The following is a 21457-nucleotide window of genomic DNA, read 5'->3' on the forward strand; positions in this document are numbered from 1 at the left end:
TAGTGCATAAAACAATGGAAATCGATCATGGCGCGGTCCCTTATGCGGGAAGCGCCATGATCTTTTTCGAGGAGGAGCTGTTAGTGAAGTTGAACGGAAATGGAAATGAATGGCTGTTAAGCGGTGAAGTGAAGGTTGCAGCTCCGGATGGCTTGTCATCGGCCATTGGCCACGGCTTGCGAATGCTGATGAGAGATCTCGAGACAAAGCTGGGCGTTCCGCCGGTTATGACGACAATGGATGATAATGGGACGCAGCTTCGCATCCGGTATGCAGCGGCAGAGGATGAGTGTCCGATGCATGAAGAGGCGTATGGCTTCAGGTTCCATTCGAGAGAAGAGGGAAACCGGCTTGATATCATCGGTCGGGACGAACTCGGCCTTCTCTATGGTATTCTGCAATTTACGGAAATCTACTTGGGCATTCACCCATTCTGGTTCTGGATGGATCAATCGATTCGGCAGGAGGAATATGTCGCAATAGCGATGGATAATATGGATAGCAAGCCCAGTAAGGTGAAGTTTCGCGGCTGGTTCGTCAACGATGAAGTGTGCTTAATTGGCTGGAAGGAGGAGTACCCGCCCAGCCGCGAAATATGGCTGCATGTGTTCGAAGCGCTGCTTCGCTGCAAGGGGAATATGGTTATTCCGGGGACGGATTTGCCGAAGAGCGGCGTTCATTTGGCGGTTGCGAAGGAGATGGGCCTATGGCTGACGCATCATCATGCCGAGCCGCTGGGAGCGGAAATGTTCCTTCGAGCCTATCCGGGGCGAAACGTAAGCTATCTGGAGCAGCCAGAGCTGTTCGAGAAGCTGTGGGCGGAGGCGATCGAGAAGCAGAAGGAGGATAAGATTCTGTGGGTGCTCTCCTTCCGCGGACAAGGCGACAAGCCGTTCTGGGAAAATGATCCTTCCTTCGATACGCCCGAAAAACGCGGTGCGATGATTGGCAAGGTGATACGGATTCAGTATGAGATGATTAAGGCCGAGGTGCGCGAGCCTGTATTCTGCGTTGCGCTGTACGGGGAGATCGCTGAGCTGTATCAGGAAGGGCATGTAAGTCTGCCGGAGGATGTTATCAAGATTTGGGCGGATAACGGGTATGGCAAAATGGTCTCCAGAAGGCACGGCAACCTGAATTTGCGCGTGCCCGCTTTACCCCAAGGGGATGAAGCCGGCAAGCACGGCATCTATTATCATGCGACCTTCCATGATTTGCAAGCCTCAAATCATCTGACGATGTTCCCGGGTTCGGCTGAATTTATCAAATCGGAGGTCGAAGGAGCTTTTCGCGCCGGAGCGGATCAATATTTATTATTAAATTGCGGCAATATTCGTCCGCATGTATATATTCTTGATCTCATCAGAGCGCTTTGGGATGAAGGAGAGGTAGAGACTGGCAGACATCGGAGCGTCTTTGTTCGAAGTTATTTTGATAATGGATTTGACGAGCTTGCGGAATTATTCAGGCTGTATGGAGAGACGGCGATTGCGTACGGTCCCCATCCGGATGATCTGGCGGGAGATGAATATTATCATCATCCGGCGCGATGCATAATAGGGCATTGGCTGCAGGGTAGGGGAGACCAGACGGACAGCCGTCTTCTCTGGGCAACGGGAGAGGGGACGTTCGCGGAGCAAGTTCAATCCTTCGAGTCGCGCTGTGAGGAAGGCTTGCGGAATTGGAATGCCTGGCTTAATCGCGTAGAAGCTGCGGTAGAGCGCTTGTCGGCGGGAGATCAGGGAGCGGATGATCGGAGAAGAGTGGAGGATCATTTGAAATTTCACGGTTTGCTTCATCGCTCCGGCTGCGAAGGCTTTATGTGGCTGTGCCGCGCTTATTCGGCGTATGCGGAGGGACGCTATCCGCAAGCGTTCGTGATGGCTTCGCAGTCCATGTGGAGCTATGAGGAAGGGCTGAAAGCGCTTCGCGACTCGGAGCATGGGAAGTGGGAAAACTTCTACCGGGCTGACTGGCTGACGAATATCGAGAGCACGGTTCGCAATGTGGACACCTTGAGGCAATTTCTGCGCATGCATGGGGACAGTCCGGATTTCTTCCTGTGGTACAAGGAATTTCTCATGCCGGAGACGGAGAAGCATATCTATCTGGAGAACACGCATCGCAATCCGCTGAGCGACAACGAGCTGGCGTTCAGATTGAAGGAGAAGTTCGAAGCCGAGAACGATTTAAGTGGAACGAAAGAAAGTAACGACAAGTAGTGGAGAGAACAGATTATTCTGGAGAAGCGATAGCCGAAAGCTTTCTGTAAGAGAGCTTTCGGCTATCGCTTTGACCTTTGTTCCCAGGTTTCAAGCGCTGCTCGGTTTGAGGAATCGGATCATGACTATCGCAGCGGATATCGTTTTGTTAGTTCACGAACGAAACTTTTCTTCCTTTCCATTCGTTGTAAATAATAGCCACGAATTAGATTAGGGGTGTTATCGAATGCGAAAGAGCGCGATTGGAATTTGCGCTGCGGCGACGGCGCTATTGCTGGCGATTGTTATTAGCGAGAAGGCTGGGGACAACCATACGAAGGACGGGAACGGTGATGAACGTTCATCAGCTCATGTGCTGGCTCAGAAGAACATCGACTACAACCATGATGGATTAGACGAAAGATTGCTTCTTAGAGCGACTTCCGGAACAGTCATCGAGAATGCAGAACCGGGTCCGTTCCAGGGCTCCTATTGGAAGGGGAATGCGGCGCTCGAACTTCGTTCGGCTGATGGAGCCCTGCTTAGCAAGCTTGATGTCAATCCTTCCTTCGACGGAGAAAAGCTCCAATTCCGGGACGGCAAGAGCTTCGAGCTTAAGCTGGAGGACTATAACGATGACGGCTATCCGGATTTCACGATTGGGCAATATTTGTCCTCGAATGCTTCCCTCTATACTATCTATTCTTTAAAGCCGGAAGGCATAGTAGTGCTTCATGAGGGGCTCGTCACGGCTGATCATTCCTATTCTATTGCTTACGAGAAGGCAGGCAATAACAGCTTTGTGAACAGATTCTATGATATGAATGAACGGGCTTATAGGGATGTATTGTATACCTGGACAGGAGAGAGCTTTGCGCAGACTGAATGCGAGGGCTGCGAGATGACCTATGATGAAGATGATTCCGCTCAGGACGTTCAGGAGAAAGACGATTCGTTCACGCAAGAAAATCCTGTGGTGAAGAGGCTGGGGCTTCAGCTTGCTCCATCCCAGAGCGGATTCGAAATCACCTATGAAGATATCGGGAATGTATATGTTCAAAACACTTATATCGCGCCACCAAGCGAAACGAGCGCGCATGAATATGCCGTACACCTGCTGCGTTCCATCGTGCCTGCAGAAGGAGGAGGCGAGCATTACCGGATTGATGCGGTGGTTGTAGACCCCGAAGCCAGGTCTTTCAAGGCTTTCCCGCTTGTCGACGCCGATCTGGCGGATTCATACGCGGCAGATTCTGTGGCAGGCGCTTACGGCTTTCTGGATGCGCGAAGCCTCCTATATGTATCGGTTGTTAATGATGACGTTTCGGCTGGGGGCTGTCATTACAGCATCGAGACGCTGGATATCGTATCAGGGCAGCGAGCCGTTCTATTTGATTCGATTCCACAGATTGATGACAACGATCATTATGGGCGCGGATGGCTGTATAAGAAGGGAAATACCAGTATTCTCGTGCTGAACAGCTATGGAAGCGGAAAGTTATGGAACTTCAATCTGCTGGATAGAACCGTCCATCAATGGGAGGGGGTGTTCCGCAACTCGTGGCCGACATTTGGCTTAATCCCTTCTCCTGACGGTGCGGAATTCTGGTATGCGAATCAGGAGAAGCGAGATTATCGACTCTATGATTTGGACGGAAATAGCCTGCAAAAAGTCGGGTTTAATGATGATCATGAGCTGAGCAAGCCTTTTGAATGGAGTCCGGACGGTAGCTACTCCGTGCATGTGGAAGCTCAAGACGGTGGAGAACAACCTGTGCTAGTTGATGACAGCGACTTTCCATTGGTGGCATCGGATCGCTTGACCTTCTACGATGCGGAGGCACATTTAGCGATCACTGTGCAAGAGAAGATCGGCTCAGGACGCTTTGTGGAGATAGCAGGGTGGTTCGCTGATAGTGTGTTAGGTGATGTCTTGCTTGCTCATTATAGTGTGAAGCAGGAAGCAAGGGAGGGGCAAGAGGCAGAAAAGTCGAAATTTGATTATGAAGTTGTGGATCTGAAGCTCGGCAAACGCACAGCTGTACAAGATGATGAGGAATTAAATCGCTTGAAGAAGCAAGCTCTCGCCAGCGCCGGATCTGGACATAAAATAGAATATAAAATGAGACACGGTTGGATAATCACCGGCGATATGAATTATATGCGTGTAGATGAAGGGGGCGAGTAAGTGAAGAAACGGACTTTGTACTTTGCAGGCGGTTTTGTCCTATTTGTCGGATTGATAATCGGTCTAGGCATCTTTATGATTCACAATATGTTTGGCAATATGCTTCGGCCTTTCACAGTGACGATCCACAACAAATCGAGCTTCGACATTGTTTCCATCGAGAGTGGTATTGTTGATGGAAACTCTACAGACATTTCTCAAGCCAAGATCGCAAGCGGAGGCAAGAAGAAGTTAAGGCCCGATCTTACTCTAACAGGTGAAGGCGCGGTTTATATGAAGGTGACGGATGAGCGAAGCGTGGAGAGGAAAATAAGCGTATGCGGTTATACGGAATATCTGTCCGGCAGCGCGTATGTCGTTATTGAGGACAGCGGCACGAAGGTGGAGCAAGATTGTTATTGAAGGCTAAATTTGAATGGAATTCATGTTGTTTTTGTTCATTTTAGTTAGATAAGATGATCAGTTCAATGTTATAATATAGGGGAATTAGTCAGAGTCAGACATCCTGTATTCGCACCGGAACATTTCAAAGCATGAGAAATATTCTGAAAAACGGAGATGAAGAGATGTCTGAATGGCTTGATCCCAAGGTCGACTTTGTTTTTAAGAAGATATTCGGCAGTGAAGAAAACAAAGATGTTTTATTGGCCTTTTTGAATGAAGCTTTGAAAGAAACCCAGCATAAAAAGCTTACCAAGATCATTCTCGTGAATACTTTTATAGATAAAGATTCTCTGAGGGATAAGCTTTCCATTCTGGATATTCGTGCTCTTACGGATGATGACAAACAAATTAATTTGGAAATTCAACTGTTTGACAAGCATGATATTGCTCAACGAACGCTCTTCTATTGGTCCAGAATGTATGCGGATCAATTGGAAGAAGGGCAGATGTATAAGGATTTACGCCAAACGATTACCATTAACATTGTTAATTTCAGAGTTGTGCCGAATGATCGATATCATAATGTGTTTCATCTGCGAGAGGATCGTACCGGTCATATATTAACGACTGATATTGAAATTCATTTCTTGGAATTGCCAAAGCTTGATTGGGATGATGTGAATGCAGACGATCGTTTAACGAAATGGCTGTTATTTCTGAGATTTCCGAATAAAGTGAATGGGGAGGAATTGGCGATGGATATGCCGGAATTAAAAAAAGCGATGAAAACACTTGATTTCATCAGTCAAAGCAAAGAAACGCGAGCCATGTATGAAATGAGGCAAAAGGCTATGATGGACGAAGCCTCTCTTCGCGACTGGGCTGAGACGGCTGAAGAACGCGGGATGGAAATCGGAATAGCCAAAGGCATGCAACAAGGCATGCAGCAAGGCATTCAACAAGGCATTCAACAAGGCATGCAACAAGGCATTCAACAAGGCATTCAAGAGGTAGCAAAAAAATTATTGAGAGAAGGTTTGGACGTCTCCCTTATTGTTAAAGCAACGGGATTATCAGAAGCAGAGATCCAAAAACTTCAATCATAAATGATATTATTAAGGGAGAGATTGCCGGTATGAACGCACATGAAATTGATTATGAAATTCTGGGAAGCGAAATGCAATATGTCGAGATTGAGCTGGATCCGGAGGAGAGCGTCGTTGCGGAAGCGGGCGGCATGATGATGATGGAGGATGGCATACGCATGGAGACGATCTTCGGCGACGGCAGCAATCAAGGCGGAGGCTTCATGGGCAAGCTATTCGGAGCGGGGAAGCGGATGCTGACAGGCGAGAGCTTGTTCATGACGGTGTTCACGAATGAAGGCATGGGCAAGAAACGCGTTTCCTTCGCGTCGCCGTATCCTGGCAAAATCATTCCCATGGATCTAAGTGATCTGGACGGCAAAGTAATCTGTCAGAAGGATGCGTTTCTCTGCGCGGCGAAGGGCGTTTCCATCGGCATTGAATTCCAGCGCAAGCTGGGGACGGGCTTCTTCGGCGGCGAAGGCTTTATTATGCAGAAGCTCGAGGGCGATGGTCTTGCTTTCGTGCATGCAGGCGGCACCATTTGCGAGAAGACATTGCAGCCTGGAGAGCTCATTCGCGTTGATACGGGCTGTATTGTCGCAATGACGCAGGATGTGGATTACAGCATCGAGATGGTGAAGGGAGTGAAGACGATGTTCTTCGGCGGCGAGGGACTATTCTTCGCCACGCTGCGCGGGCCGGGCAAGGTGTGGCTGCAGACGCTTCCGTTCAGCAGACTTGCCGATCGAATGGCCGCGGCAGGAGGAATGGCAGCTACGAATCGTCAGGGAGAGGGAAGCGTGCTTGGCGGCCTCGGAAGATTGCTTGACGGCGACCGCTAAGCGGAAAAGCCGGATAGAGCTTTTAAAGAATTGCAGAAGTATAGACGTCCCGGGCTTCTCACGCTTGGGGCGTCTTCATGTCGACTGTCTCTAACCGCAATTGATCAGTTGCGTCTTCGCAGAATAGGTATCATGTACGTACAAGTAAGGGTGTGTTATACTATTTCGCATACAACGAATAGATTGAGGTGCGATATTGTTGGAGCCCACTGCGCCAAAATATAAACAATTGAAAGAACAAATTCTCGCCTGGATCGTCAAGGGAGAGTTCCAGCCGAATGAAAAATTGCCGTCCGAGAACGAGATGAGCAAGCTGTTCGGCTTAAGCAGGCAGACGGTGCGCCAGGCTTTGGGCGATCTCGAGCAGGAAGGCTGGCTGTACCGCGAGCAAGGCAAAGGCACTTTCGTTGCGTTGCAATCTGCGCCTGCCGGCCGCCATGGCATTTCGGGTTATGGAGGCGTCACGATCGGCATGATTACGACACATATCTCGGACTATATCTTCCCGACCATCGTCAGAGGAGTAGAGTCGAAGGTGCGGGAGAAGGGCGCAAGATTGCTGCTTGCCTCTACGGACAACGAGAAGGAGAAGGAGCGTCAGAGCTTGGAATCGATGCTTCGCGAACCGTTATCCGGGCTTATTATCGAGCCGACCAGAAGCGCCGAAGGCAATCCCAACTTCAACTTTTTCCTCGCCCTTGAGGCGATGAATATTCCTTATATTATGTTAAACGAGCGGTACAGCGACGTGGACGCGCCATGTCTTCGGGTCGACGACGAGCTCGGCGGATACCGGGCGGCGCAATATTTGATTGCCATGGGACATATCCGAATAGCGGGCTTCTTCAAGACGGACGATTTTCAAGGCGTTCATCGAATGAGAGGCTTTGTGCGCGCGCATCGCGAAGCCGGCCTCGCAATCGAGCCGCAGCTTCTGCTCAGATACAGGACGGAGGAGAAGGCAAGCAAGCCTGGTGAAGCGTTGGCCGCATTGCTGCGGCGTTCTTCGGCAGACCGTCCGACAGCCCTTGTATGCTACAATGACGAACTGGCCGTACGCATGCTAGATGTGGTGCGTTTGGCCGGATTGGCGGTTCCCGAACAGCTCTCAATCGTAGGCTTTGACGATGCTACTCTGGCTACGGCTACAGAGACAAAGCTGACTACGCTTGCCCATCCCAAATCGGCAATGGGCGAGGATGCTGTCGAAATGCTCGTCGGGCTTATGGACAAGCCAGTCGGCGGCGCAACGACTGTCGCGGATAAGGTGTACGAGCCAATTCTTATGGAGCGGGATTCTGTCTGCCCGCCCTTGCAGCATTAGACATGGAGCAAAATAAAAGTTCGTGACACACTTGTACGTACAACTTATAATAGAGCTATGTTGCCTGACCAATAGGCGAAAAACATGGATTGCTGTAGATGGTTCATCTTCAGCCGAAAGGGGTTGCAAGTGATGTTGGAGCAATTGAAGCAGCAAGTGTGGGAAGCTAATATGGATTTGCCGAAATATGGACTGGTTACCTTTACATGGGGAAATGTCAGTGCGGTAGATCGGGAAACCGGCTATGCTGTCATTAAGCCGAGCGGCGTTCCTTACGACGAATTGAGGCCGGAGCATATGGTCGTCGTCGATCTCGAGGGCAGACCGGTAGAGAGCAAGCTGAAGCCATCCTCTGATACGGCTACTCATGTTCTGCTTTATAAAGCTTTTCCTGAAATCGGCGGCATTGTTCACACGCATTCTCCTTGGGCGACTAGCTGGGCTCAGGCGGGAAGAGGAATTCCGGCTCTCGGAACGACGCATGGGGACTACTTCTATGGAGAAGTGCCCTGCACCAGAGCGATGACGGAGGCGGAAATTAAAGGAGCCTATGAGCTGGGGACCGGGAATGTCATTGTAGAAACGTTCGAGAAGAGCGGCATTGATCCGATGCGCATTCCATCGGTGCTCGTGAACAGCCACGCGCCGTTTTGCTGGGGCAAGGACGCGCATGAGGCGGTTCATAACGCTGTTGTGCTTGAAGAGGTCGCCAAGATGGCGGTTCATACCTATGCTTTGAATCCAGGTGTGCAGGCAATGGATCAGCATCTGCTCGACAGGCATTATTTGCGCAAGCATGGGGCTGGCGCTTATTACGGACAAAATTAGGGGGCTGACAATAGTGAACAAGAAATATGCAATCGGAGTCGACTATGGAACGCAATCTGGACGGGCGGTATTGGTTGAGCTCAGCAATGGAGCGGAGATTGCCGATCATGTGACGCCATATCGTCATCATGTGATTGACGAACAATTGCCGGAATCCGGCATCAAGCTTGAGCATGACTGGGCTCTGCAGCATCCGCTTGATTATATTGAGGTGCTGGAGACGTCCATTCCAGCCGTGATGAAGGAATCGGGTGTGGATCCGCAGGATGTGATCGGGCTCGGAATCGATTTCACCGCATGTACGATGCTTCCTATCGATGAGGCGGGCAAGCCGCTCTGTCTTCAGGAAGAGTATAAGGAGAATCCGCATAGCTGGCTGAAGCTGTGGAAGCACCATGCGGCGCAGGATGAGGCGAATTTGATTAATAAGATCGCGGAGGAGCGCGGCGAGAAGTGGTTGGCCCGATACGGCGGCAAGATTTCCTCCGAGTGGATGCTCGCGAAGGTGTGGCAAATTTTGAACGAGGCCCCTGACATTTATGATATTGCCGATCAATTCGTAGAAGCGACGGATTGGGTAGTCGGACAGATGACGGGCAATATCGTGCGAAATAGCTGTACGGCGGGCTATAAGGCGATTTGGCATAAAGCGGACGGCTATCCGGACAAAGCCTTTATGAAGGCTCTTGATCCAAGGCTGGAAAATCTGACAGAAACGAAGCTGAAAGGCGATGTCGTTCCGCTTGGAACAAAGGCCGGCGAATTAACGTCCGAGATGGCCGCTCGCATCGGACTTGCGCCAGGCATTGCCGTCGCTGTCGGCAACGTCGACGCCCACGCGGCGGTTCCGGGCGTTGGCGTGGTAACGCCGGGCAAGCTGGTGATGGCGATGGGAACCTCGATTTGCCATATGCTGCTCGGGGAGGAAGAGAAGGAAGTCGAAGGCATGTGCGGCGTCGTAGAGGACGGTATCATCCCTGGTTATTACGGCTATGAGGCGGGACAGTCGGCTGTCGGCGATATTTTCGAATGGTATGTCGAAGAGGCTGCCCCGGCTTACGCGCTTAAGGAGGCGGAGGCCGCAGGCGAGAATATCCACGTCTATCTCACACGCAAAGCGGAGGAGCTGAAGCCCGGTCAATCGGGTGTGCTGGCTCTCGATTGGTGGAACGGCAACCGATCCGTGCTCGTGGATACGGACTTGACAGGCATGATGATCGGCATGACGCTGCTTACTAAGCCTTGGGAAGTCTATCGGGCTCTGCTGGAAGCGACAGCCTTCGGCACTCGCAAGATTGTGGAGGCGTTCCATCACAATGGCGTGGAGGTTAACGAATTGTACGCTTGCGGAGGCTTGCCGCAGAAGAATCGTCTTCTCATGCAAATCTACGCGGACGTCACGAACCGCGAGATCAAGATTGCCGATTCCAAGCAGACGCCGGCGCTGGGAGCGGCCATGTTCGGCGCAGTCGCGGCCGGAGCCGCGAAGGGCGGCTATGACAATGTCGTGGACGCCGCGGCGAGCATGGCGCGAGTGCGCGAAGAAACCTTTAAGCCGATCCCGGCCAATGTTGCGATTTATGACAAGCTTTACGCGGAATATAATGCGTTGCATGATTATTTCGGTCGCGGCGCCAATGATGTGATGAAACGGTTGAAAGCTATAAAAGGTCACTAGAGCGGCGAAAGATTAGCTGATTCTTTTCTACTTTCTAACACAGCCTCCGATGGAAAGAGGCTGTGTTTTTATTTTCGATGAAAATGTGCGGATCTCCCACAATTATGAAATGGTGATTTTTTACTGTTTGGTATAGAATAGAGACAGAACAATAGAGATAGTTTGCATGGCTGGGAGATGAAAGTCATTGTATTGCCATCATTGCATTAGGAGCTTTCCCGAGGATGCGAACTTCTGCAGTCAATGCGGCAGACGCCTCAATTCGCATCAGATCATCGCGGCCGATAATTCAATATGGGCTCCTTCCTCATTCGATGGGGAGCGCTCCGATTATTCGAATGCGAATGCGCATGAACCTGAGGATGGCGGGAAAGAGATTGATATAAATAACGAAAAAGATTCTCCATTAGCGGGTAGCGGGGATTCTGTGTCCATTGATTGGACTGGGTTCAACCCTGAAGCAAGCGGACTTGGCGCGGGGATCGAGCAAGGGGAGAACGCTGCCGGCGTGGAGCGCATGCACTCTGACCATCATGTTGAGACAATGCGTCCGAATAATAGCTGGCTGCTTTCATTCGGATTAATGAGTCTGGCAATTATCGTTGCTGCATCGGTGTGGACGTACTATCGTCATGAGAGGAATATTAACGAGAGAGTGCTGAAGCTTCAGACGGAAGCGAAGGCTTTCACTCTTGCGGGCAAATATCAGAGCGCGCTGGATACGCTTGCCGAAGCCGACGAGCTGCGTCCTGAATTCGAATCTCTGCATGCGGATGAAGAAGTGGTGCAGCATGTGTCAGAGCTGAATCGATTGTTGAATGACGTAGAGAGCCGGTTAAGCCTGGGCTCGTTGGAGGAGGCAGAGAGAGGTCTCAACCATCTGAAATCCGAATTCAACGGCCATAAGGAGCCTGCTTATACGAAGCAGCGTCAGCGGCTGGAGGATCTTGATATGAAGCTGACGATTATGCAGATGACGAGCGAAGTGCCGCATCTCACCACGCTAAAGCAGTATACGGATATGTTGAATGTGGTGAATGGCATTATGGGCGACGAAGCTTCGGCTCTTAGAGAGCAAATCATCCAAGGTATCCGCGAACTGACAACCAGGCAAGTGGACGGTTATCTTGGCAAGAGAAATTACAATGATGCGCTGTCCTCAATCAGAAGGGCGCTGGTGTGGGTGAAGCAGGACGAACAATTGCTGGAGATGCAAAGTCGTGTCAAGGAACAGCAAGCCGATTATGAGGCTTCAGAGCAGCAACGCATCGAACAAGCGATGAAGTCGGCTGCGGAAGAGGATTTGATTAATCAGACAGATGCCGTTGAAGTGATAGGAACTGACAAGACGTTGGACGAATTCGGCGATCTTACCATTACCGGAACGATGAAAAGCGTTGCTACAAGACCCATCTATGATGTCACCGTCGAATATAAGGTAGCGAATGCCAGCGGAGAATTGCTGGAGAGCGGAACGGCGACGGTTACGCCGAATTATATCGAGCCCGGCGAAGAGATGTCCTTCACAGCGACGATCTATGGGGTCTATTCCGAGAATGTCGTCATAGAGGTGGGGCATGCCAAATGGTATTTGGATTAAGGGAGGAACGACGAATTGAACAAACGCAGATGGACAGGCCTTATTCTCTCCCTCCTAATCCTGGCTGGCGGAACTGCCGCAATCTTCGCTATTCATCAGAATGTGCCGAAGCAGTTGAAGGGAGGCCCCCTTCTGGCGGTAGGCGAGAAGAAGAAGTCGCTTAAGGATGTCATATTCGAAACGCAGAAGCATGTAGTCATGATTGAAACGGAAGACGGCACGCAAGGCTCCGGCTTTCTCTACAACCAGCAAGGGGATTTGATCACGAACGCCCATGTTGTGGCTGGTGTTCGTCATGTGCTTGTGAAAACATCGGACGCCCGGGAGCTTCAAGGGGAGGTAATCGGCATTAGCACGGATACGGATGTGGCTGTTGTCCGAGTCGATGAGCTTGCAGGCGAAGAACCGCTGCCGCTCGTCCGATATGAGCGCGCTGAAGTGGGAGACGATGTGCTTGCGGTAGGCAGCCCCCTTGGCTTCCAGAACACGGTTACTACCGGCATCATAAGCGGTGTTGGAAGGAATTTTCAGATCGAACCCTATACCTACAGCGATTTGTACCAAATTTCCGCATCGATAGCGCCTGGCAACAGCGGGGGACCGCTGGTCGACCTTAAGACCGGGTCAGTGCTTGGCATTAATTCGGCGGGACTTGATGACGGCGTAATCGGATTCAGCATTCCGATTTCGAATGTGCTGTCGATTGCCGAAGGCTGGTCGAAGGAGCCGATGACGATGCTTCCCGGCTTGTCTCTCGATGAGGATAGTGATGTGGAGACCAAGGAAGAGTCTTTGGATGTGCTCGGCGAATATTTGGTTACTCATTTCTATGACAGCCTGAACAATGGCGATTATGTGTATGCGTATTCGTTGCTTGGAGGCTCCTGGAAGGATGGAACAAGCTACGTGAAATTCCGCGAAGGCTATATCATGACGCGGAATGTCGTAATCGATAGCATTCACTCTGCGAGCAATGATGAGGAAGCAACGGTAACGGCCATTATATCCGTCGACGAACGGAAGAACGGACAATATGTACTTAGCAAATATCAAGTGATTTACAAGGTCGGCTACGAGAATGATCAGCTCAAAATTATGTCCGGCAAGGGCAAGGTTATCGGCACCTGATCGGGAATTGGGAAGGCGGCACGCATTGAGCAGTGCCGCCTTCCTCTCGATAGGATTAGACCAATTCGAGGCTGACCGTATCGCCTGGCTGCAGAGGCTGATTAAGCTGCCACGAAGCGATGATATTGCCGTTCAGTCGAATACGGTAGCCGACGCCTCCGGCGACTGGAACACCGCTCACGGAGAGTATTGTGCCGTTAGGGGCGATTTGAACAACGCCAGTCGATGCCAGCGCTTGATAGACGTTCAATCCAGGCTGATAATTGACGGTATAGGCATTGGTAATTCCAGGATGCAGGCTTCCGCCATTGATGGAAACGGTAACATAGCCCTGCTGAACCGGAGGGCCCGGGATGGGAATCGGAATCGGTACAGGCAGCGTTGAATATGGTCCGAAAAATGGCGCATAAGGCCAACCGGGATGGTAAGGCCCGTGTCCGGGCGGGTAAGGCCCATACCCCGGCCCGCCGCCATGTCCGGGCGGGTAGGGTCCATGCCCCGGCCCGCCGCCGTGTCCAGGCGTTGGACCGCCGTGCCCCGACCCGCCGCCGTGGCTTGGCCTGCTGTCGTAAACCGAAGGAGACAGTCTTTGTCTCGTTAATGAAGACGACGCTGTCCCGCCGCAGCCGCAAGGATTGCCTGACCGAGGCGGGTAATAATTGTACAATCTCGTCATGATAGGGCTCAATCTCCTTTGCGCTAATGCGAAACGCTTGGATTAATCTCGCTCTATACTATGCGGCTTTCGCCTAATTGGTGAGATAGCGGGAAGGCGGCCGGAGATAGAACAGCAGTGCCGGAACCCGCGTTTAAGAGAGGTGATAAGCTTGAATTTTTTTCGTATCGACGCTGCAGAATAGACAAAAAGGCCCCCGTCATGACAACGAGGACCTTGCGTGTAAAGCTGCGGCAATGCAGCAATGTTAATTACTTAACGGCAGCTTCGTAGCGTTTGCCGACTTCGCCCCAGTTCACAACGTTCCAGAACGCAGCGATGTAGTCAGGACGTTTGTTCTGATAGTTCAGATAGTACGCATGCTCCCAAACATCGAGACCAAGAATTGGCGTTTCGCCTTCCATGATCGGGCTGTCTTGGTTTGGCAGGCTGTATACTTTGAGTTTGCCGTCAGCAACTGCCAGGAATGCCCAGCCGCTGCCGAAACGAGTAGCGGCTGCTTTCGCAAAGTCGGCTTTGAAGGTTTCGAAGCCGCCAAGCTCGCTTTCGATTGCCGCTGCAAGCGCGCCTGTAGGAGCGCCGCCAGCGTTCGGGCCAATCGTTTCCCAGAACAAGCTATGGTTAGCGTGGCCGCCGCCGTTGTTGCGAACCGCGGTGCGGATCGATTCAGGCACGCTTGCCAGATCGCCGATTAATTCTTCGATGGATTTGCTTTGAAGCTCTGGAGCGGACTCTAGAGCCGCGTTCAGATTGGTAACGTATGCATTGTGGTGGCGTCCGTGGTGTATCTCCATCGTTGTTGCGTCGATGTGCGGTTCAAGTGCATTGTTTGCATAAGGGAGTGCTGGTAGTTGAAAAGCCATTATTCATTACCTCCTAAAATGTATGTAGATTGTAGAACATGTCCATTATCTCCTATTGCGGCGAATAAATCAACATTTGTGTTGAAAAAGTCAAGCATCCAAAATCGTTTCAATTGGACCGCCATTGGGTAAGGTAACACAAATTGCGTTTCTTTATTCAAAACGAAAAGAAAAAGAAATAACACCTCTCCGGGAGGACATCTGAGCGGCATAAAATAGCGAAAAAATAATGAAAGCGCTTAAAAATAAGCGCTTTCATGAGAAAATAGACGATTTTATGACTTTTTTAAAAGAAATGTAAAGATTAAAGGAGGATTTCGGGGATTTTCGTCGTATTTTATAAAAGTACTAGACTATGACAAGTATAGAAGGTGTAGATTGTATGAACGTTCGTTCCTTTCAGTTAGCAGACTACCAGCCATTAACTGCATTATTAGAGGAAGTTCTTACCGAGGAATGCTATGAGCAAACGATGCAAGCATTTGCCAGGCAATTGTCATGGGACAGCGATCTCGTTATCGTCGCTGTCAATCACGCACATGAAATCGTAGGCATGATTATCGGAACAATTGACAACAATAAGGGATATTATTATCGCATTGCTGTCGCTCCCGATCATCAGCGCAAAGGCGTGGGCAAGGAGCTGGTGTCCGCTCTGCGTCAACGGTTTCAGGCCCGCAACGTAAGCAAGATTCTCATTACCGCTGACGAGCATAACGAACCGGTGCTGCCTTTGTACGAATCGATGGGCTATGCGGCGACTGATTTCTTTCGAGCTTTCCAGAAGCTCAGTATTGTGACCGGCTAAGAAGAAACGACTTCGTTGTCCTTATCAAAGGACATCAGCGTTTCTCGCAACATATAGAGAAAGTGTGAGCAAATTTATATACTTTCCTATATGTTAAATAGACAAGCGACAATTATAATGAACTAGGGCATGTCTAATCGTCATTGCAATTGGCGATCAGGTATGCTTTTCTTATTTTAAACGGTTTTCTAATCCTAATAAAATGGTTAAGCTTTATTACAATAGATGTTGAGCAAGCAAGTCAGGAAACAAGGGGTACAGCCAGATATGGAACATTATGAGGAATGCGTGATCAAGAGCTTTAAGCATGACGGTCATCTGCACCGGCAGTGGCAGCAGAATTGGAAGATCCCGCAGTCGAGAATGAAGGAAGCGCACAAAAAGGAGTCCATGATTGTTCTTATCAATAAGCAAACGCCAATACAGGAATCGGACGGCAAGCAATGGATCAGCAGAGTCCCTGCCGTTTCGTATTTTATTCCAGGACAATGGTTCAATGTGGTAGCGCTGCTTGAAACCGGAGGAGTGCGCTATTATTGCAATGTCGCATCGCCGCTGTATTATCACTGCAATGTGCTGACCTATATCGACTATGATCTGGATGTGATTCGGACGGTCGACGGCAATCGGTATATTGTGGATCAGGATGAATATGAGCAGCACAGGCAGCTCTATCATTATCCAAGGCATGTCCAGGACAAGGTGCGCGGCGGGTTGCATGCCCTGCTCGAAAGACTGGAGACGGCCAGGGAACCATTTCATGATGAATCGGCGCTCAAATACTACAATGAATGGCTGGCTGAGTTCGGAGAGGATGAATAATGAGGTTTCGCGCGGAATTATGGGATTGGATCAAGACCATTACAATTGCTGTCATTATAGTTGTGATTCTTCACTTTTTTGTCTTTAATCTGTCCACAGTAGAAGGTCGCTCCATGGAGCCGACGCTGATCGAGAACGATTGGCTGTTCGTGAACAAATTAGCTTACAAGCTGGGCAATCCGAAGCTTGGTGATATAGTTATTCTTGAGGATCCATACCCGGAAGAAACAACCTCTGCCGCAAAAAAGAAATTTTTGGTGAAGCGGGTAGTCGGCTTGCCGGGTGACCGCATCGAAATTTCGGGAGGAAAGCTGTATCGAAACGGAGATCCAATGAAGGAGACTTATACGGATTCGCCAATCGAGGATTTGAATTTCGGGCCGGTTGTCGTGCAGAACAATTGTTATTTCGTTATGGGCGACAACAGGCATGCGCATGCAAGTCTGGACAGCAGAGTGTTCCACGCGGTTCCGAAGCGGCTCATCGTCGGCAGAGCGGATTTCATTCTATGGCCATACAAGCAGATTAGCGTGCTATAGGCATGCAGGAGGGAGGTTTGCAGGAAATGGACGCAAACTGGGTAAAGTTGAAAGAAGAGATGAAAGCGGCTTCGCGCGAGCTTGGGATTGACGCGATAGGCGTCTCTTCCCCTAACACGTTCGACGCGCTTAAGGAGAAGCTGATTCGTCATCGCGAGCTGGGCAGAGAATCGGGCTTCGAAGAACCGGATCTCGATCGCAGAACAAACCCGTCCTTGCTGTTCGACAGGCCTCGAAGCATTATTGCGATTGCCGTCGCCTACCCTTCCAAGCTGCCGAATCCACCAAAATCCGAGCCGGGCGCCTGCAGAGGCATTATCTCCAGATCCTCTTGGGGCAGTGATTATCACACTGTGCTGCGGGGCCGATTGCAGAAACTGGAGGCTTGGCTTAGAGAGCGGGTACCGGATCTGCGAGCGGAAAGCATGGTCGATACCGGCGCGCTCTCGGACCGCGCTGTAGCCGAGCGCGCAGGAATCGGATGGAGCGGGAAAAATTGCGCGATTATTTCACCGGAACTCGGTTCGTGGATTTATCTCGGCGAGATGATCACGAATTTGCCGTTGGAACCCGATCAGCCGGTTACGGAGGGCTGCGGAAGCTGTACCAAATGCATTGACGCTTGTCCGACAGGCGCGCTGGTAGGTCCGGGGGAGTTGGATGCGCAGCGTTGCATTTCGTTTTTGACGCAGACCAAGGGCATGCTCTCGGATACGTATATGCGCAAGATTGGCAATCGGCTGTACGGCTGCGATACCTGTCAAATCGTATGTCCGGAGAATAAAGGAAAGAACTGGACGCAGCACCCGGATCTTCAGCCCGATCCCGAGCTTGTGAAGCCGCTTTTGCAGCCTTTCCTGACCATGGGCAATCGCGAATTCAAAGAGCGGTACGGAGCGACCTCTTCAGCGTGGAGGGGAAGGAAGCCGATTCAACGCAACGCGATTATCGGGCTGGGCAATTTCAAGGACGAGTCGGCGATCCCCGAACTCGTTCACGTGCTGAAGGAGGATCCACGGCCTGTATTGCGGGGAACCGCTGCCTGGGCGCTTGGCCGAATAGGAGGGAATCAGTCTCTAGACGCATTGGAGACGGCGTATGAACGCGAAGAGGATATGGAAGCGCGCGAGCTCATCACGACCGCGATTCAAAGCATTCAGGATCAGGCAAAGGATTGAAATAGCAGCATTCCGCAGATTTGCGCTCTGCTGCGATCACATCCATCAATTCCAAGATAGTAATTCATTGCAGAAGCTAGTGGGAACATGCTATGATACAGGTTGTCGTAGCTCAATTTGGCGTATATAAATGGAAAGGGAAAGGTGATATAGATGGAATGGTACAATATCGTTATTCCGATCGCGACACTGCTTGTGGGGGCTGTCGGCGGTTTTTTCGTCGGGGTATATTATTTGAGAAAACAGCTTGAAAGCATGCAGAATAATCCGGAGATGATGCAGCGCATGGCGAAGCAAATGGGCTATAATCTCAACAAACAACAGATGACACGTGCGCAAAACATGATGAAGAACCAAAATTTCATGAAAAACCAAAAAGCGCCTCGCAAATAAGAGGCTTCATGCGGAACCGGAAGGGGCGATAACGAATGGCGGGAAAGAAAGATTACGTCAATTCTAAGGTAACAAGCAACCGGGAACAGATCGAGTATCATGTGAAGGAAATTCTGAAGCTCGTTGGCGAGAACGTGGAGAGGGAAGGTCTGCTTGAAACGCCCGCCCGCGTCACCCGCATGTATGAAGAAATCTTCGCAGGCTATGAAGTCGATCCGAGGGATGTGCTTGGCGTAACCTTTGATGAACAGCATGAAGAATTAGTCATCGTGAAGGATATCGTGTACTACAGTCAATGCGAGCATCATATGGCTCCATTCTTCGGCAAAGTGCATATCGGTTATATTCCGAGCGGCAAAATTGCAGGACTGAGCAAGCTTGCGCGCCTGGTTGAAGCCATTACCCGCCGTCTGCAGGTGCAGGAGCGGATTACCTCGCAAATTGCGAATATTCTCGATGAGGAGCTCGCGCCGCATGGCGTGATGGTCGTTGTTGAGGGCGAGCATCTATGCATGTGCGCCAGAGGAGTCAAGAAGCCCGGCAGCAAAACCGTCACTTCGGCGGTACGCGGCGAATTCCGCAGCAGCTCGGCGCTTCGCTCGGAATTTCTGGCATTGCTTAAGCAATAATTCGTCATTCAAGGGGCTCAGGGAGCGAAGATGAAAGAAATGGACAAGCAAACCTCTTCCATTCATGGAGGTGTGCTTGTCCTTTTTCAACTTGATATAACTATTGAAAAATAGCTCGGGGGAATCAGGCATGCAAGATTTGATCCACCTGGCTCAGGAATAAAGAAGTGCGCTGAATATATTCGCGCGGATGACTGCGGAACAGCAGTTCATGCTGGCCGCCTTCAACGATCCAGGATCGGGACAACGGATTAGACTGGCGCTCCGAAATTTCCTCGGCCGTGGCGTAGGAGGCCTTCGCGTCCTTGGTGCCGTGAATAATGTAGACGGGCATGCGATAATCGGTTGCGACTACCTTCTCTGCCGGGATGGAGCCGAAGCTTGTTCCTGTCCAAAGCGGGATTAGAGCTTCAATCAGAGGCAGCGAGGGAAACTTGGGGAGCGGCACGAACTGCTTCAAGTTATCGAATAGCGTCTCCGAGCTTGGAATGAACAAGCTGTCCAGTATCATCGCATCGATCTCATCGGTCAAAAGGGCCGTTTGAAGCGCAGTGCCGGCTCCCATGGAGAAGCCCCATACGACGATTTCCTCTGCGCCTCTCGAATGGGCATAGTCAATTGCGGAGAGAAGCTGCTGCGATTCTTCATGACCGCCTGTGGCAGGGGCTTTGTATTGCTTGGACGCATAGCCGTAATCAAACATCAGCACATTATAATGCATATCATGGAGCAATTCCGCCAGCTCGTACATCGGCACCCAATCTTCTTCGCGGTTGGCGCCGTAGCCATGGCTGAATACGACGGTGCGAGAAGAAGCGGAGCCAATCGCGCTCTGAAGGGTGTGATCATCATTTGAGCTCGCGGGAATGTACCAGCCGCCTACGGTTGTTTTGCCGGAATGGCTGGGGAACACAACATCCTCATATGCTAATCCAATGGCTTTCTCAGGATTGGAGTGAAGAGGAGCAACATAGGGATAGGCAAGCATCCACGCCACATAGCCGTGAAAGATGAAGGCGGTTATGAGAAGCAGCGCCAAGAATGCTGCAATCGTTGCTGTCAGGTATTGCGTGCCCCGTTTGACTCCCGGAACCTCAAGGGAGGGAAGGTTGGCAGGCAAGTTGGCCGCAGGGTAGATGGAATTCATTCGAAGCCCTCCTTTGTCGGTTATGCGTGCGGGTCGAGTGCAGAAGGTTGGTGTGAAAATATTGCAAGCGCTGCCACATATCATCTCGGATAATGTCATTGTTGTCATGGAAAAAATGTATCGGATTTAAAAGCTGTTCTACTTTAATGGTAGGCCCCTTAGTATGCATCTGTCAATTCATGTCGAGAGATTGTTAGTTCTTTGTAACCATATGTAATAATCCGTCCAAAGCTTTACGAGGCTGCAAGATTTCGGTATACTAAATGAGAATTGATTTCATTGAATTTGAAATTAAGTTTTAATATATGAAACAGAAGTGTATCTGCTCCGCATCATTCAGCATGAGGGAAGGAGTGCCGTTCATGGACACAGGGGATAAACGCGTAGCGGAAGGAAGATCGACGGTTCGCGCGGTAGATCGCGCATTGGATATTCTGCTGTGCTTCACAGCGAAAACAGATTGGGCCATGACGGAAATTGCCGAGCATGTAGGCTTGCACAAAAGCACCGTTCATCGGATGCTGGCTACATTGGAGGAGAAAGGCTTTATTGAGCGGGAGCCGTCAACCGAGCGCTATCATCTGGGCCTCAAGGTATGGGAGTTATCCGCCAATCTTTCGCGAACCGATGATCAAGCGACAATTTGGCTGCCGGAGATGGTTAGACTGCGCGATCAGTTAGGCGAAACAGTCAGCATCTATGTCAGAGACGGAACCGACCGTATTCGCATGCAGGCCGTACAGAGCAATCAACCGGTCCGAAGAGTTGCTCCCGTCGGCGTCAGGCTGCCTTTGTTCGCCGGAGCGTCGAGCAAGGTGCTGATCGCCTATTCGGAAGAAATCGTGCAGGACAGCATTCTAAACTCGCCGGCTTGGCCCGACTATATTGAGGAAGGCACATACCGGAAGCAGCTCCAGGAGGTGCTTAAGCTTGGTTACGCGACCAGCTTCGAGGAACGGGAGCCGGGAGCGGCGGCGTTGTCCGCGCCAATCTTCGATCGAACAGGGCAGCTTGCGGCCGCATTGTCGGTATCAGGGCCTGCTAGTCGTATGACGATGGAGATTATGGCGCAATACGCTCCAGTTATGATTGAAGCCGCCAAACGCATGGGAACGATGATTCGCTAATAGATGTAAGTTGC

At 50.7% G+C, this 21457-nt stretch carries 20 protein-coding genes; 17 read left to right on the forward strand and 3 right to left on the reverse strand.

Translation table 11 applies throughout. From position 1 onward, the window contains the following. Positions 1 to 2: 2 nt before the first annotated feature. The 10 genes from HFP08_RS15845 (at position 3) to HFP08_RS15890 (ending at position 13261) form a co-directional block, all read left to right on the forward strand. A complete protein-coding gene (locus HFP08_RS15845) occupies positions 3 to 2222 on the forward strand; it encodes a glycosyl hydrolase 115 family protein (RefSeq protein WP_240941454.1) in 2220 nt (739 codons plus the stop codon). Between the two features lie 226 nt (positions 2223 to 2448). Further along, positions 2449 to 4389, forward strand: a complete 1941-nt coding sequence (locus HFP08_RS15850) for a TolB-like translocation protein (RefSeq protein WP_168121569.1) — start codon at positions 2449 to 2451, stop codon at positions 4387 to 4389. Beyond that, the gene (locus HFP08_RS15855; RefSeq protein ID WP_168121570.1) at positions 4390 to 4791 is read left to right on the forward strand and encodes a hypothetical protein; all 402 of its coding nucleotides are present in this window, start codon (positions 4390 to 4392) and stop codon (positions 4789 to 4791) included. A gap of 164 nt (positions 4792 to 4955) precedes the next feature. Further along, on the forward strand, positions 4956 to 5879 hold the full coding sequence (locus HFP08_RS15860) for an Rpn family recombination-promoting nuclease/putative transposase (protein ID WP_168121571.1): 924 nt from the start codon (positions 4956 to 4958) through the stop codon (positions 5877 to 5879). A 29-nt stretch (positions 5880 to 5908) separates the two neighbouring features. Beyond that, entirely contained in the window at positions 5909 to 6703 is a 795-nt protein-coding gene (locus HFP08_RS15865; protein ID WP_168121572.1) for a TIGR00266 family protein, read from the forward strand. A 196-nt stretch (positions 6704 to 6899) separates the two neighbouring features. Then, the gene (locus HFP08_RS15870; protein ID WP_168121573.1) at positions 6900 to 8027 is read left to right on the forward strand and encodes a GntR family transcriptional regulator; all 1128 of its coding nucleotides are present in this window, start codon (positions 6900 to 6902) and stop codon (positions 8025 to 8027) included. Between the two features lie 132 nt (positions 8028 to 8159). Continuing rightward, positions 8160 to 8855: an L-ribulose-5-phosphate 4-epimerase gene (gene araD, locus HFP08_RS15875; protein WP_168121574.1), complete on the forward strand. Its 696-nt coding sequence runs from the start codon at positions 8160 to 8162 to the stop codon at positions 8853 to 8855. A gap of 13 nt (positions 8856 to 8868) precedes the next feature. Continuing rightward, positions 8869 to 10533: a ribulokinase gene (locus HFP08_RS15880; protein ID WP_168121575.1), complete on the forward strand. Its 1665-nt coding sequence runs from the start codon at positions 8869 to 8871 to the stop codon at positions 10531 to 10533. 427 nt (positions 10534 to 10960) lie between these two features. Beyond that, positions 10961 to 12133 carry an FxLYD domain-containing protein gene (locus HFP08_RS15885; RefSeq protein WP_168121576.1) on the forward strand — a complete coding sequence of 391 codons (1173 nt, stop codon included), beginning with the start codon at positions 10961 to 10963 and terminating at the stop codon, positions 12131 to 12133. Positions 12134 to 12148: 15 nt separating this feature from the next. Then, a complete protein-coding gene (locus tag HFP08_RS15890) occupies positions 12149 to 13261 on the forward strand; it encodes a S1C family serine protease (RefSeq protein ID WP_168121577.1) in 1113 nt (370 codons plus the stop codon). A gap of 55 nt (positions 13262 to 13316) precedes the next feature. Here HFP08_RS15890 and HFP08_RS15895 read toward each other — a convergent pair whose 3' ends face one another. Both HFP08_RS15895 and HFP08_RS15900 read right to left on the reverse strand, forming a co-directional pair. After that, a complete protein-coding gene (locus HFP08_RS15895; RefSeq protein WP_168121578.1) occupies positions 13317 to 13937 on the reverse strand; it encodes a hypothetical protein in 621 nt (206 codons plus the stop codon). Positions 13938 to 14188: 251 nt separating this feature from the next. After that, on the reverse strand, positions 14189 to 14800 hold the full coding sequence (locus HFP08_RS15900; RefSeq protein WP_168121579.1) for a superoxide dismutase: 612 nt from the start codon (positions 14798 to 14800) through the stop codon (positions 14189 to 14191). Positions 14801 to 15182: 382 nt separating this feature from the next. Between HFP08_RS15900 and HFP08_RS15905 the strand changes: the two genes are divergently transcribed. From HFP08_RS15905 to folE, 6 genes are all read left to right on the forward strand, one after another. Further along, positions 15183 to 15608, forward strand: a complete 426-nt coding sequence (locus tag HFP08_RS15905) for a GNAT family N-acetyltransferase (protein ID WP_168121580.1) — start codon at positions 15183 to 15185, stop codon at positions 15606 to 15608. A 267-nt stretch (positions 15609 to 15875) separates the two neighbouring features. Further along, positions 15876 to 16430 (forward strand): DUF402 domain-containing protein, encoded by a 555-nt coding sequence (locus HFP08_RS15910; protein WP_168121581.1) that lies wholly within the window; start codon positions 15876 to 15878, stop codon positions 16428 to 16430. After that, positions 16430 to 16969 (forward strand): signal peptidase I, encoded by a 540-nt coding sequence (lepB, locus tag HFP08_RS15915; protein ID WP_168121582.1) that lies wholly within the window; start codon positions 16430 to 16432, stop codon positions 16967 to 16969. The genes HFP08_RS15910 and lepB overlap by 1 nt, the downstream gene beginning before the upstream one ends. A gap of 26 nt (positions 16970 to 16995) precedes the next feature. Next, positions 16996 to 18147, forward strand: coding sequence for a tRNA epoxyqueuosine(34) reductase QueG (gene queG, locus HFP08_RS15920; protein ID WP_240941460.1), 1152 nt, complete (start codon positions 16996 to 16998; stop codon positions 18145 to 18147). A gap of 153 nt (positions 18148 to 18300) precedes the next feature. Beyond that, positions 18301 to 18540, forward strand: a complete 240-nt coding sequence (locus HFP08_RS15925; RefSeq protein WP_168121584.1) for a YneF family protein — start codon at positions 18301 to 18303, stop codon at positions 18538 to 18540. A gap of 35 nt (positions 18541 to 18575) precedes the next feature. Further along, complete coding sequence (folE, locus tag HFP08_RS15930; protein WP_168121585.1) at positions 18576 to 19169, forward strand: GTP cyclohydrolase I FolE; 594 nt, start codon at positions 18576 to 18578, stop codon at positions 19167 to 19169. A 124-nt stretch (positions 19170 to 19293) separates the two neighbouring features. Here folE and HFP08_RS15935 read toward each other — a convergent pair whose 3' ends face one another. After that, positions 19294 to 20316 (reverse strand): alpha/beta hydrolase, encoded by a 1023-nt coding sequence (locus HFP08_RS15935; protein WP_168121586.1) that lies wholly within the window; start codon positions 20314 to 20316, stop codon positions 19294 to 19296. A gap of 362 nt (positions 20317 to 20678) precedes the next feature. Between HFP08_RS15935 and HFP08_RS15940 the strand changes: the two genes are divergently transcribed. Then, positions 20679 to 21443 carry an IclR family transcriptional regulator gene (locus tag HFP08_RS15940; RefSeq protein WP_168121587.1) on the forward strand — a complete coding sequence of 255 codons (765 nt, stop codon included), beginning with the start codon at positions 20679 to 20681 and terminating at the stop codon, positions 21441 to 21443. Positions 21444 to 21457: the final 14 nt, after the last annotated feature.

This window comes from Paenibacillus sp. HB172176 (assembly GCF_011947265.1).
Classification (GTDB): Bacteria; Bacillota; Bacilli; order Paenibacillales; family Paenibacillaceae; genus Pristimantibacillus.